This window comes from Leptospira langatensis (genome assembly GCF_004770615.1).
Classification (GTDB): domain Bacteria; phylum Spirochaetota; class Leptospiria; order Leptospirales; family Leptospiraceae; genus Leptospira_B; species Leptospira_B langatensis.
Window position 1 is genome coordinate 263,985 of record NZ_RQER01000007.1, and the last position, 13,723, is coordinate 277,707.

14 protein-coding genes are annotated in these 13,723 nt (G+C 45.8%); 10 read left to right on the forward strand and 4 right to left on the reverse strand.

Annotated features, from left to right (window positions below; translation table 11 throughout):
* Positions 1–138 precede the first annotated feature (138 nt).
* The 3 genes from EHO57_RS12875 to EHO57_RS12885 all read right to left on the reverse strand — a co-directional run bounded on the left by EHO57_RS12875 (position 139) and on the right by EHO57_RS12885 (position 4,397).
* Positions 139–1,047 (reverse strand): esterase/lipase family protein, encoded by a 909-nt coding sequence (locus EHO57_RS12875; RefSeq protein WP_425460786.1) that lies wholly within the window; start codon positions 1,045–1,047, stop codon positions 139–141.
* Positions 1,048–1,617: 570 nt separating this feature from the next.
* The gene (typA, locus tag EHO57_RS12880) at positions 1,618–3,432 is read right to left on the reverse strand and encodes a translational GTPase TypA (protein WP_135645700.1); all 1,815 of its coding nucleotides are present in this window, start codon (positions 3,430–3,432) and stop codon (positions 1,618–1,620) included.
* Between the two features lie 110 nt (positions 3,433–3,542).
* Entirely contained in the window at positions 3,543–4,397 is an 855-nt protein-coding gene (locus tag EHO57_RS12885; protein WP_135645699.1) for a pirin family protein, read from the reverse strand.
* A gap of 207 nt (positions 4,398–4,604) precedes the next feature.
* Between EHO57_RS12885 and rplU the strand changes: the two genes are divergently transcribed.
* From rplU to rsfS, 10 genes are all read left to right on the forward strand, one after another.
* The gene (gene rplU, locus EHO57_RS12890) at positions 4,605–4,916 is read left to right on the forward strand and encodes a 50S ribosomal protein L21 (protein ID WP_135645698.1); all 312 of its coding nucleotides are present in this window, start codon (positions 4,605–4,607) and stop codon (positions 4,914–4,916) included.
* Positions 4,913–5,233, forward strand: coding sequence for a ribosomal-processing cysteine protease Prp (locus EHO57_RS12895; protein ID WP_135645697.1), 321 nt, complete (start codon positions 4,913–4,915; stop codon positions 5,231–5,233). Before rplU ends, EHO57_RS12895 begins: the two co-directional genes overlap by 4 nt.
* 2 nt (positions 5,234–5,235) lie before the next feature.
* Complete coding sequence (gene rpmA, locus EHO57_RS12900; RefSeq protein ID WP_135645696.1) at positions 5,236–5,490, forward strand: 50S ribosomal protein L27; 255 nt, start codon at positions 5,236–5,238, stop codon at positions 5,488–5,490.
* A 96-nt stretch (positions 5,491–5,586) separates the two neighbouring features.
* Positions 5,587–6,633 (forward strand): GTPase ObgE, encoded by a 1,047-nt coding sequence (gene obgE, locus EHO57_RS12905; RefSeq protein ID WP_135645695.1) that lies wholly within the window; start codon positions 5,587–5,589, stop codon positions 6,631–6,633.
* Positions 6,626–7,486, forward strand: coding sequence for a glutamate 5-kinase (gene proB / locus EHO57_RS12910; RefSeq protein WP_135645694.1), 861 nt, complete (start codon positions 6,626–6,628; stop codon positions 7,484–7,486). The genes obgE and proB overlap by 8 nt, the downstream gene beginning before the upstream one ends.
* Entirely contained in the window at positions 7,483–8,745 is a 1,263-nt protein-coding gene (locus EHO57_RS12915) for a glutamate-5-semialdehyde dehydrogenase (protein ID WP_135645693.1), read from the forward strand. Before proB ends, EHO57_RS12915 begins: the two co-directional genes overlap by 4 nt.
* A 14-nt stretch (positions 8,746–8,759) precedes the next feature.
* Positions 8,760–9,374, forward strand: coding sequence for a nicotinate (nicotinamide) nucleotide adenylyltransferase (nadD, locus tag EHO57_RS12920; protein ID WP_135645692.1), 615 nt, complete (start codon positions 8,760–8,762; stop codon positions 9,372–9,374).
* Positions 9,375–9,378: 4 nt separating this feature from the next.
* Complete coding sequence (gene yqeK, locus EHO57_RS12925) at positions 9,379–9,972, forward strand: bis(5'-nucleosyl)-tetraphosphatase (symmetrical) YqeK (RefSeq protein WP_135645691.1); 594 nt, start codon at positions 9,379–9,381, stop codon at positions 9,970–9,972.
* Between the two features lie 42 nt (positions 9,973–10,014).
* The gene (locus EHO57_RS12930) at positions 10,015–11,163 is read left to right on the forward strand and encodes an LCP family protein (protein ID WP_135645690.1); all 1,149 of its coding nucleotides are present in this window, start codon (positions 10,015–10,017) and stop codon (positions 11,161–11,163) included.
* Between the two features lie 3 nt (positions 11,164–11,166).
* Positions 11,167–11,544, forward strand: coding sequence for a ribosome silencing factor (gene rsfS, locus EHO57_RS12935; protein WP_135645689.1), 378 nt, complete (start codon positions 11,167–11,169; stop codon positions 11,542–11,544).
* Here rsfS and EHO57_RS12940 read toward each other — a convergent pair whose 3' ends face one another.
* Entirely contained in the window at positions 11,545–13,623 is a 2,079-nt protein-coding gene (locus EHO57_RS12940) for a thioredoxin domain-containing protein (RefSeq protein WP_135645688.1), read from the reverse strand.
* Between the last annotated feature and the right edge of the window lie 100 nt (positions 13,624–13,723).

Here is a 13,723-nt window from a genome sequence, read left to right on the forward strand (position 1 = left end):
TAAGTATACTTATTATAAATATATTTATCAATCAAGCATTTTTTATATGTATACTTACTATTTTTCAGGAGGGAAGAAGGCATAAAAAAAGCGCCTCCTTTCGGAGACGCTTTCTCTTCTCTAAACTAACTTCTCTTATTATTGATTGCTCTTAGCGTTTTGAGCCATTTTCAGGAAGTACCCGTTCGTATCATACCAGGTCTGTCCCAAGTAGAGAGCATTTGTAGCTTCTAAGTGGTCGATACCAGTGGTAGTGATCGGAATAGAAGGACCGCCTTTCCAGGTTCCCCATCTCATAGAGGTGTCGGTAACCACTCCGTCGTTCAGAACGCTTTGTCCGAAGAAAGGAGCACCGATCCCGCAGATAGGCGCCAACAGTCCCATAGCAGGGTGTTGGATCAGATCCGCAATAGTGATATAAGATCCGTAGGAGTAGTATTTGAATCCGGAAACGTTCGGGGTGTTATTATTGAAGGTAGTAGAACCTGCAACAGTAAGTAGCTTCAGAGCTGCTACTGCGTTTTGGCTGGATTGGCCATATACCACACCAACAAGAGTGTTGATTACGGTTCCTACATAAGGAAGAGCCCAAGAAGGGATTACCGCGTCGATCACGCTCGCAACTGGGCTACCCAAGTGAGGAGTGTTCAGAGTGGTCAAAGTAGCCACTTTGCCGGAGAATCCGAGGTTGGAGATGAGATATCTCGCGTCCAATCCACCTTGAGAGTGCCCGATGATATGCACTTTTCCGGTATAGTTATTCGCCGCCATTGCAACTTGGATCGCAGTTTTCAACTGAGCCGCGCGGTTTGCAGAAGAATCCGTAGCAGTTACAGTTGGAGTTAGAACGGTTGCCCCTTGAGAAGTCAAATAGGCCGCATTGCCTCCCCAATAATCGATGATCCCGGTGGATTTACCCCAACCGAAAATACCATGAGTCAAAACGATAGGATATGCACCTGCCAATGGTTTACTTGAAGATCCACTTCCGGATGCACTTACCATACTCGCCGCTAGGAATAAAATCCCAGCTACCAACAGTTTCATTGTACGAAACATTCTCTTTAACCTCTTCCTTTTAAACTATTCTCTCTAAAGCGCCCTCTCCGGCTTCGGCCTATAGAGAGAAGGAACTCTTTTTATTTATAACGAACGAAATGTTTTATTTAAAATTCCGTAACGTTCGTTATCGAATCCTACGCATACAAAACTAAACGCAAGTTCAGCAAGTGGAATACAAAACACTGTTCAATTGTCAATTGAGAAAATAAGAGAATTATAAGTGAAATGAAAAAATGATACTAAAACGATCGTTTAATCAAAAATAAAAAATCGGAATATTCTAAAATTCTAATGTAATATTATTCAGAAATAATTGTATCGACCGTTACAATGGCACTTCCAAGAAGAAATAAAATCTATGATCTTCTGGATCCATTCCAATAGGGGAAGCTACGGCAACCATAGGCCAAGGAATAAAAAAACCCGCGAATCTCGCGGGTTTTTTCGTTTCTGAATGATCCGTCTCGGATCCAATTTGGGAAAGATTGGGAGCAATGATCCCTCTCACCAGGCCAGGGCATTTTTGATTGCCCCGACTTAAAAACGGTTCTGAAATTATTTCCCGGAACGTTTCCTGAGGTTCGGATCCAGGATCTTCTTACGAAGTCTCATGCTCTGAGGAGTGACTTCCAATAATTCATCGTCGTCCAAGAACTCGATATTCTGCTCTAAGCTGAATCTGCGAGGAGGGACCAGGCGGATCGCCTCGTCTGCCCCGGAAGAACGAACGTTGGTGAGTTTCTTCTCACGGACAGGGTTCACCTCGAGATCGTTCTCTCTGCTGTGGATCCCGATAATCATTCCTGGATACACTGCTGTTTGAGGATCGATGAGTAGTTCTCCCCTTTCTTGGATCTTCCAGAGTGCGTAACCAGTGGTGTCTCCGGAGTCCATGGAGATAAGCGCTCCGTTCTTTCTACCAGGGATCTCACCCTTGTATAGATCGAATCTTAGGAAGCGACTGGACATCACCCCTTCTCCCTTAGTCTCCGTCACAAAATAACCTCTGAATCCAATAATCCCTCTAGTTGGGATCACGAATTCCACTCGGGTCATTCCGGATGGATGGGCTTCCATGAGTTGGAGTTCGCCTTTTCTACGGTTTAATTCCGCGATGATACTTCCGGTGAATTGGTCCGGTAGATCCATTACGAGATATTCGTACGGCTCCAGCTTTTCTCCGTTTTCTCCCTTCTTGATGATTACTTCGGGACGGGAAACTTGGAGCTCGAATCCTTCTCTTCTCATTGTCTCAATGAGAACGGAGAGATGTAGCTCTCCTCGGCCTAGGATCTTGAAGCGGTCCTTGTCTTCGGTCTCTTCCAAACGCATTGCCACGTTGGTCTCTAACTCCCTGTCCAAGCGCTCTCTAATATTTCTGGTGGTTACGAACTTTCCTTCCTTACTCGCAAAAGGAGAATTGTTTACCATGAAGAACATGGAAACGGTAGGCTCTTCTACCTCGATGGCAGGCATAGCCGCCGGTTTTCCTGGCTCGCAAACCGTATCTCCGATGAACACATCAGGAAGGCCCGCGATCGCAACGATGTCTCCCGCTTCTGCTTCTTCGATCTCGTTTCGTTTGAGACCTTCGAAGTTGTATAATTTCGTTACTTTGAGTATTTGGCTCTCATCCCTTCCGTTTTGCTTCGGAGAGACTTGCACCACGCTCATTCCTCTTTGGAGCTTTCCGTTATAGATCTTACCGATCGCGATACGGCCCACGTAATCGTTATAATCCAGTGAAGTGACTTGGAATTGAAGTGCCGCGTCTATATTCGCTTTCACCGGAGGAACATGAGAAAGCACCATGTCCAAAAGAGGATCCAGGTTTGTTCCAGGAGCATCTTCTAACTTATTTACTGCCCAGCCTTGCTTTGCAGAAGCATAGATGATCGGAAAATCCAACTGCTCGTCGGTAGCTCCCAAATCGCTGAATAGGTCGAAGGTCATGTCCACAACCGCGTCCGGACGAGCTCCGTCTCGATCGATCTTATTGATGACTAGAATAGGCTTATGGCCCAACTGAAGGGACTTGCCCAATACGAATCTCGTTTGAGGCATAGGTCCATCGAATGCATCCACAAGCAACAAGCAGGAATCCGCCGTGGAAAGCACTCGTTCCACTTCTCCTCCGAAGTCCGCGTGTCCCGGAGTATCCACCACATTGATTCGAGTTCCTTTATAAACAACTGCGGTATTCTTGGCCTTGATCGTGATCCCTTTTTCTTTTTCGAGATCGTTATGATCCATGATCCTTTCCCCGTCTTCTTTAGCCGTAACGGCTCCAGTTTGGCGTAAAATGCCGTCCAAGAGGGTAGTCTTACCGTGGTCAACGTGTGCGATAATGGCGATATTGCGGATTTCCATGCTATGACCAAAATTTACGGAAGGGCCAGGGTGACAAGGTGGAATTTTAGGAAATTCTTTTCATTGCGATGACAAGCATAGGCCAATGTATCGCTTATTGATGGAGTTTACTATTCCGGCAATGGGATCCTTTCCTTCTCTCCGGGAACATGAGCGAACCTGTCCTCTCTCCAATCTAACTTGGCCTGTTCGATTCTTTCCAAGGAGCTAGATACAAAGTTCCAATACATATGTCTCGGTGTTGAAAGAGGGGTCCCTCCTAAGAGCACGATCCGAGACGCCTCTTCTGCCCGGAACTTTACGCTTCCTCCCTTAGGATAGATAGCCATATCGCCTATGGAAACGATCCTTCCCTCTGCGTCCGCCTTTCCTCGAGCCACATAGATCCCTCCTTCTTGGTCGGGAGGGACCGGAAGTTCCACTTCTGCTCCGGCCTCTACCTCCAGGTCCGCATAGAATAAGGGAGAATATACCTTAACCGGGGACACTTCCCCCATGAATGAGCCTGCTATTAAGCGAAGTTCCCAACCTCCCCCGCTCAGTACAGGCAATTGGTCCTGGCTATAATGAAAGAATTCAGGAGAAGTCTCTTCGAATTCCTTTGGTAAGGCCACCCAGGTCTGGATGCCTTCTAAGATAGAATATTCCGGATCCAATTTGGATCTTTCGCTATGAACGATCCCGGATCCTGCGGTCATCCAATTCACCTCGAAAGGACGGATATCTTCTACCATCCCGATACTGTCCCTATGAGTAATGACCCCATCGTAAAGATAAGTGACTGTTGCTAGGCCGATATGAGGATGAGGCCGAACGACTAGCTCCGTTCCTGCGTGGATCGGAACAGGGCCCATATGATCCAAGAAGACGAATGGTCCCACAGAACGGGCCTCTATTTGAGGAAGGATCCTTCTTACGATAAATGAATCGCCCAGGTCTTTTTGTTTGGAAGTAAGGTATCTCATAGTGCCTCAATCTTTAGACAATGAGATTTTTCTCATCCGGCAAGAGAGCAAGACTTAATCCAAAATTCGAAGTCCAGCTTGGAAAAGCCGGCCAAACGGGCTTGCTTACGCATGGGGGAAGTTACAGAATAACCCCTTCAAACCACTTGACATGGTCCACTCTCGAGCAAAACTGGTCAAAACTCGAGAAAATTAGGCCTTAAAACGATGTTCGCGATCATCTCTGTCGGCAATCGACAATTTAAAGTTACTCAGGATCTAGAATTCCTGACTGAAAAGACCGGAAAGAACGCCGGTGAAACCTTCGACGCTAAGGTACTTTTATTTGCTGAAAATAATAAGGTCCATATCGGATCTCCTGAACTGAAATCTGCAAAGGTTTCCTTGAAAGTCATAGAAGACGTGAAAGGGGAAAAGGTTCACGGATACGTTTATAAGAAACGTAAGAACTACCAAAAGACCTGGGGACACAGACAAAAACTACAAAAAGTTAAGGTAGTTTCTCTTTCGGCAGTTTGATCCGAATCCGAATACTCCGAAAAGGAGAAGAGATCCTTGGTTTGGAATCTTCCGGGCATGCTTCGAAGATGCACGGGTCCAAGGGAGAAAATCTTCTCTGCGCCGCTGTCGGAGTACTCGTCCAAACTCTTTACCTGCATTTACATCAGGAAGGGTTTACAGAAGAAGCGGCAATCGGGGACGGTCTCTTAAACTTTAAGATCCGCTCCGAAAGGAAAAAAGATCCGATCGTTCTTACGAGCTTTGCTCTGATAAGAAGCGGATTGGAAAATTTGAAGGAACAATATCCTTCTGAAATAGAACTCATAGGAGAATAAACATGGCACATAAGAAAGGTGGCGGTTCTTCCAAAAACGGTCGTGATTCCCAATCCAAACGTCTGGGTGTAAAGCGTTTCGGAGGAGAATTGGTTTTAGCGGGCAATATCCTTGTTCGTCAAAGAGGAACTAGACTGAACGCAGGCAAAAACGTAGGCGTCGGTAAAGATCACACTCTATATTCTCTAGTAGAAGGTCACGTGAAGTTTGAACACGTCTCTAAGACAAAAGTTCAAGTTTCCGTTTACCCGAAATAAGCATTTAAAATACTTATTTTTAGTGCGTGGAAAAAGAAAGGCCTTCCGGGGAATTTTCCTCGAGCGCCTTTCTTTTTTTATTTTAGGACCTGACCAATGGAAAAATTCATAGATGAAGTGCTAATAGAAGTCACCGCAGGCCATGGCGGCGCGGGCTCCATGCATTTTCGTCGTGAGAAATACGTAGAATTCGGTGGTCCCGACGGTGGAGACGGAGGCGTAGGAGGAAATATCCTTCTTCGGACGAATCTCTCCATGGTAACCCTGGATCGCTATCTCACCAAGAGAAGGTTCCGAGGACAGGACGGTTTTCCAGGCGAAGGGAACGAAAGGTCTGGTAAGAAGGGAGAAGATCTCATCCTCCAGGTTCCTCTGGGCACCCAAGTCTACGACGAGGAAAGCGGAGAACTACTTTACGATTTCATAAAGGAAGACATGGAATTCCTCGTGGTCAAGGGAGGCCGTGGAGGAAAAGGAAATACCCATTTCAAATCCTCCACTCACCAGACACCTAAATTCTCCCAACCAGGAGAAGACGGAGAATACAAACATCTTCGCTTGAGCTTGAAACTTCTTGCAGACGTAGGCATCGTAGGTCTTCCGAATGCAGGCAAGTCTACCCTTCTCTCTAAGATCACCGAGGCTCACCCTAAGATCGCGGGCTACGCATTTACTACTCTCTCTCCCAATCTAGGAGTAGTGAAACGCAAAGGAGATATCTATCGTTATACGATCGCAGATATTCCTGGCATTGTAGAAGGCGCAAGCAAAGGGATCGGTCTCGGCCTCTCCTTCTTAAGACATATAGAAAGAGTAAAAGGTATATTATATGTTTTTGATGCAAGTGCTCTGGACATCAAAAGCGATTTTAAGATGCTACAAGCAGAATTGCAGACATACAACCCTGAATTACTGAATCGTCCCCATCTGATCGTTTTGAATAAGATAGATGTTTGGGAAGACCAAAGTTTTACCCAAGAGGTACTGGAATCCGTTTCTTCACTCGGAAAAGTGGTTCCTATTTCCGCTCAAGAAGGACTGAATCTCGAAAAACTATTGGAAACCATGGATGAGACATTCTTCAAAAAGGAATGGGAAGCTTTGGAGTCGACCGATCGGAACAAAGAAGGTTCGGATGAATAGAAAAGATTACGACGCGAGGATACGATCCTCTAAGAAGATCGTGATCAAGATCGGCTCTGCTCGTCTTTCCGGTTCGGAAGAAGAAGTGAACGATTTCCTTTTCAATCTTGTCTCCGATATCCGACACCTTCGCGACCTTGGCAAGGAAGTCATCATCGTCTCCTCCGGAGCGATCGCCAGAGGGAGAAAACTTTTAGCTACTCTTTCTAATTTCAAGGATGCCGGAGAGTCCCTTCCCGAAAAGCAAGCATTGGCAGCGGTGGGCCAAAACCGCTTAGTGAACTTATACGATAGTTTCTTCTCTAAGGTAAATATCCCGATCGCTCAGATCCTGTTCGGTGTCATGGACATAGAGACCGGAGAAGGTTTCAAGAACCTCAAGAATACATTCGGGCAACTTTTGCAATGGGGCATCCTTCCTATCGTGAACGAGAACGATTCCGTTGCCACGGACGAAGTAAAATTCGGGGATAACGACGTTCTTTCCGCCATAGTCAGTCTAATCGTAGAAGCTGATCTTCTGATCATTCTCACCGGAGTGGAAGGTTTTTTAAAAGACGGCAAGCTTGTATCCTTCTTACAAAGAGTGGGAGAAGAAGAATTGTCCCAAGCCGGCGGCCCAAGCGGCCCAGGCACCGGGGGAATGTATACAAAGCTCAAAGCGGCTTCCATCCTGAACGAGGCCGGAATTCCTTGCGGGATCGTGGATGGGAATTCTAAAAATTGCGTGCGCAGGTTTTTAGAAACGAATACACTCGGTACATTAGTATTCTCGAATGGAAAAGAGAAAAGCTTTTCGGAGGAAGAGATCAAATCCATCCTCCGGGCCAAGCGCAACGGAGGTCACGAATGATCCAGAGATCCACCGAATCGGCATATGTGGAAGGACTTTGCAAGGAAGCAAAATCCGCTTATAGACAGATCCGTTCTTTGAGCTCTTCTCAAAAGGATCAGGTATTGGAAAGACTCGCCTCCTCTCTCCTTTCCAGAAAAGAAGAGACCCTAAAAGAGAATGCAAAAGATCTAGAAGCCGGAAAGTCAAAGGGTCTTTCCTCCGCATTACTCGATCGACTCACCTTAGATGAAAAAAGGATCCAAGGACTGTCCAAGGCAGTTCTGGAGATCAAGTCTCTTCCGGATCCAGTAGGAGAAACGGTTAGAGGACTAACTCTTCCTAACGGGATCCGATTGAACACGAAGAGAGTACCTCTTGGCGTTGTAATGGTCATCTACGAATCTAGACCCAACGTGACCATCGATGTGGGAGCGCTTTCCTTTAAGTCCGGCAATGCTTGTATCTTAAGAGGCGGTTCCGAAGCGATCCATTCGAATACGATCCTCGCTCAGATCTTTCAGGATTGCCTGAAGGAAGCTGGTCTTCCGCCTAACGCAGTTACTTTTGTGGACCGTACCGAGAGAGAGTATATGGTCCCCTTTCTAAAACAGACCTCTTATATTGATATTGTGGTGCCTAGAGGTGGAGAAGGTCTGATCCGATTCGTCTCCGAGAATTCTCTCATTCCCGTCGTGAAGCATGACAAGGGAGTCGTGAATCTGTACATAGATAAGTCTGCGGATCCCAAGAAAGTGGTTCCGATCGCGATCAATTCCAAGGTGCAAAGACCCGGAGTTTGTAACGCAGCGGAAAATCTGGTCATACATTCCGAATATCCTTATACCAAGGAACTTCTGGAAGAACTGGCTGCCAAAGGAGTGCAACTTCTTCTGGATCCTAGATCACTTGCGATCTATCCGAAGGGACAGGCAGTTACCGACCAAGATTATATGGAAGAATTCTTGGACTTAAGGTTCTCCGTAAAGACCGTAGATCATATCCAAGAAGCGATCGAATTCATAGAAGTGACAAGCTCCGGTCATACGGAAGCGATCGTAACAGAAGATATTTCCGCTGCGAATTTCTTTACTCGGTCATTGGATTCTGCTGCTCTGTTTGTGAATATCTCCACACGCTTTCATGATGGAGGAGAATTCGGATTAGGTGCTGAAGTCGGCATCTCCACAGGCAAGTTGCATGTAAGAGGTCCTATGGGCTTAATTCATTTAACAACCACAACTACTTACGCAGAGGGAGAAGGTCAGGTCCGAGGCTGATCGGATCTCTCTTTATGAGTTCCTCTCAATTGATCGGTGTTTTTGGAGGAAGCTTCGACCCTCCTCATCTAGGACATTTGGGAATCGCGGAAAACTTTTGGAAGAATTTCCCGAATGCGGAAGAATTGGTGGTCATCCCGAATTTCACTTCTCCTTGGAAACAAGGAAAGAAGGCTTCTCCGGAGGACGTTCTAGCCTTAGTACAAGCTCAGTTCCATAAACTTCCTAAGACCAGGATCTGGGAGTGGGAACTCCAACAAGGTAAATCCAATTATACGGACGAGACCTTGGCGGAACTATCGAAAGAGAGACCGAATTCCAAACTGGCTCTTCTGATCGGAGAGGATAATTATTCCGGGTTCCATAAATGGAGAAATTGGGAAACCATTTTGGATCAGATCCATCTTCTTCTTGTGTTTCGTAGATTTTCAGTATCCATCCCTCTCAACCCAGAACTAAAAGAGTACCAGGACAAGATCCTTTTCTTAGATAATCCGATCGTAGAGGCTGCTTCCGTAGAGCTAAGATCCAATCTAACCGAGTCTATTCATAAGAAGGAAAAACCTTCCGTTCTTTCTCAAGAGGTTTGGGAACTTATTCTAGAAAAAGAATGCTACGTAACGGAATAATCGAATGACCACGGAAACTGTACAGGCTCAGATCCAATTTTTTTGGGACATCGTTCCTAAGGAGATCACTCACACTCGTTGGGAGCATAGCATCCGAGTTGCGGAGATCGCAAAGGAGCTAGCCCAGATCCATGCTCCTCAATTCTCGGAAGAAGCGTATCTATCCGGGATCGTTCACGATATTACGAAGCAGAAAACGAAAGAATTCCATCTGGCATTATTTGATAAGGTGGGAGATTCGGAATCGCCGAACCTTCCGGAAGCAGCTTGGCATTCTCGCTCCGGAGCGCATTTTTTAGAAACGGAGTTTGGGCTCAAGAGAGAGTCCGTTTTGGGTGCGGTACGTCATCATACCTTGGGTGGGAAAGATCTGAGTCTTCTGGAGTGTATTCTTTATGCTTCCGATTTCTTGGGTTCGGATTTTGCGGAAAGACAACCCGTTTATTCCGATTGGAGAAGAGAGGCAAAGGAGAATCTATACTCTGCCGTTTTGAATAAGGCAAAGCATACGATGCAAAACCTTCTGGATCATAAGAAAGAGATCCATCCTCGAACGATCGCCATGTATCATTTTGCCTTGGGAAAATTATCCAATTGACAGACTTGTTTTTATGTTCTGAATGGGATTCGAGGCTTTGATTTGAGTCCCTCTAAACCGACTAGACCCTTTCCACTTTTCGTTCTTTGGATCGCATCCGGGTTTCTATTAATCGCATTCATTTTCTTTCTATTCCGGAATATCCGAAGGACTGGTCTGGACGAAAAGATCAGCTCAGGCAAACCGATCCATATTTTAGTACATGCGGTCGGCAACGACGATGTGTATGAGTTCGGGTTTCTAGCTACCCTATTTCCTTCGCAAGAAAGGGCCGGTTTATTCTTCTTACATCCGATCACTACGTTCGAGGATCCGGACGATAGTTTGGAGCAGCTCAAGTCCAAGGCTACTTCTACCGCAAAGGATGCAATCCAAGATATCCTTGGCGCCAAGCCTCATTATACGATCAAGGTAAACGCATCTTCCTTTATTCGTATCGTGGATCTTTTGGGCGGAATGGTATTGTATACGGACAACCGGACCATTCGTAATTCTCCTTCTTATGTGCGCTCTCCCGGGATGTATGCCTATTCGGGAGAAGACGCGTACGATTATATTTCCTTTATGGACAAGAAGGAAACCTTGGACTACTTGGATCGCATCAGTAGACAAGAGAGCGCGGTTCTTTCCCTTTACGAGACTTTGTATGAGAATAAGGATCTTCTGAATTCGTTTTGGTCCGAATTCGTATACGGACTATTGGACTCGGATCTAACTAAGGAGGATTTTTATGCCCTTCTCAAGTATCTGACCTCTCATAGACTTACATTCGGGATCACGGAACTTCCTGGAGAACCAGCCTTGGACCCTAAGACAAGACGCTTATTCCTAAAGGCGGATCCTGCCCGCGCATCTATTGCATTAAGGAAATTTCATAAAGATGTATCTTCCGAGATCTTTGCCGACGGAGAATTTGCAAGGACAGAGGTATTGAACGGAACAGAAGTGCCCGGACTTGCAAAGGATGTGCGAAGCATTCTTGCGGATAAGAGGATCAAGGTGCTTTCCGTGGATAATGCCTGGACGAAAGATATAGAAAAGACGATCATCCTGGATCGTTCCGGAAATACCGCCGTCTCCGATAAGATCTCCTCTATCTTGGAAAAAACCAAGGTATACCATTCATTAAGAAAGGATTTAGGCTTAGATGCAACAGTGCTTTTAGGCTCCGATATAGAACCGAAAAAATAATATATGACCCCTGCTCCGAAACATCCACCCCAAGCCACATTAGAGATCCTAAAGACAGTCCATAAGATCATGACTGATAAGAAATGCGAAGAGATCGCAATTTTGAACTTAGAAGCGGTGCATTCTTACTTAAGCTTTTTCTTAATTTGTACTGTGAACTCCGCGGTGCAGGCAAATGCGGTCGCAAGAGAGATCAAGAAGGCTCTGAAAGGTTTCAAACTTCCTCATAAGGAAACAGATAAGACCGGGGCCTCTAGTTCTTCCGGATGGACTCTGCTCGACTATGGCGAATTCATTATCCATATCATGACCCCGGAAAAGAGAGAATATTATAATCTAGACCGTCTCTGGAGAGATGCGGAAAGAATAGAGCTGGACTGACTAAACCAGTTTTTCTCTCAACTCGGCCCAGTCACTCACAGGAAGATCGCATTCGAATCCTTGGCATAGATACGCCTTGACCCCGCCACCGGAAGTCCTGTTCTTCAATAGTAAGAATTGATCTCCGTTGGCTTCTGCTTCCTTATCGGTTACCCAAGCAAGTACAGTTTCCGGTAAGAAGACCGAGCCCACTCCCTTCCAGATCGGAAGAAGATCTTGTTGGCTTGAATAGACCACCACCAATTCCTTTCCGGGAGATCTTCTGAGCCAAAATGCGGAAAGCATGTAAGGATAATTCATCGGATAGGATTCCAATTCTTCTTTAAAATAAGTGAATATAGAATCCGCATATTGAAAGTATCGATCGGAGTCTATTCCTAGTTTTGCCAGGAGCACGAATGCCAATGCAAACGAACTATTGGAAGAAGGTTCCACCCCGTCATATCCGTCCACGGTCCTTCTAAGCAAGGTCTCCGAGTCGGAACCGGAATCAAAGAATACCCCGGAAGGACTGATGAATAATCGGATCGCTTCTTCCAAATACCGGATCGCATTCTGCAGATAGTGGTAACCCTTTCCTGCCTGGAACAAAGAAATGGAGGCAAGCACGAACTCCGCATAGTCGGTGCTATACGCAAGGAACCTTGCTTCCCCTTCTCTAAATCTTCTAAGCAAACGTCCATCTTCTCGGATCAGGTTCGCTTCCAAGAATTTATACGTTTCTTCTGCGTCACCAAGTAGATCTCCATCCCCGAACGCCAGGGCGGCCTTTGCAACTGCCTTGATATAGAGACAATTCCAGGAGAATAATACCTTATCATCCCGAAGAGGACGGATCCTTTCCGATCTCTTCTCCAATAATTTCTTGCGATTTCGACTAATGATCTCCTGCAGTTCGCTCGGTTCCAAACCGTGAAGTCTAGAGAAATTCATACGGAAAGTTTCATGAAGTATATTCTTCTCTTCGAAATTCCCTTCTTCCGATATATTCCAATAATTCTCTAAGAGAGAAGAGTCCGACCCGCAAACTTCTCTGAATTCATGCTTGTCCCATAGATAGAAGAGCCCTTCTTCTCCTTCGGAGTCGGCATCCTCTGCGCTAGCGATCCCTCCACCGGGAAGTCTCATATCTCTGTGCAGGTATTCGATCACATCGTAAGCTGCGTCCTTATATTTCTCTTCTCCCGTAGCTTGGAAACATTCCACTAACGCTTCTAAGAATAAGGAATTGTCATAGAGCATTTTTTCGAAATGTGGAACGAGCCAATGATGATCCGTAGAGTATCTGCAAAGCCCTCCACCGATCTGGTCGTAGATCCCACCCTTCTTCATAGCAGTCAGGGTTTCTTCTACCATTTCAAGGGCCTTTGGTTCTCCCGTTGATTTATAATATCTTAATAGAAAGAAGAGTCCCATGCTTGGCGGGAACTTATTCACCGAGTTGGACTTGAAGCCGCCATACTCATGATCATAGAACCGATCGTATAATAAAAATCCGTTCTCGAAGCAGGCTGTAGACGGGAGATCTATGCCTTTAGATCCTTCGGAGGCTTTGGTCTCTCCGGATTCCCTCAGGTATTTTGCCAACTCTTCGGAGGCCTCGAGTAACTCTCCCTTCTTCTCTTTCCAAAGCCCGTTCAGTATGCTCAATACTTCTTTAAAACTCTTTCTTCCATACTTTGGTTCCGGCGGAAAATACGTGCCCCCAGTGATGGGTTTGCCTTCCGGGGTAAGGAACATATTCAAGGGCCATCCTCCTTGTTGGCCCATGGCGTGCAACGCGTCCATATAGATGCGATCCACATCGGGTCTTTCTTCCCGATCTACTTTAATAGAAACGTAATCCTGGTTTAAGAATGCAGCCGTGGTTTCGTCCTCAAACGATTCTCTCTCCATTACATGGCACCAATGGCAAGTGGCATAACCTATCGAGAGAAAGATCATTTTATTCTCCGATTTAGCCTTGGAGAATGCTTCATCCGACCAAGGAAACCAGTCGACCGGGTTCGATGCATGTTGCAATAGATACGGACTTTTTTCAGACGCAAGTCGGTTCAATTTCTTGTCGGGAGTTTTCATCTATTTCCGTTGTGTTAGACTTTGAGATTCGATTTTTCGATTTGGCAAATTCTTCCAAAACAAAAACCATGCCACGTAGGAAGTTCACTGCGCATGCCCA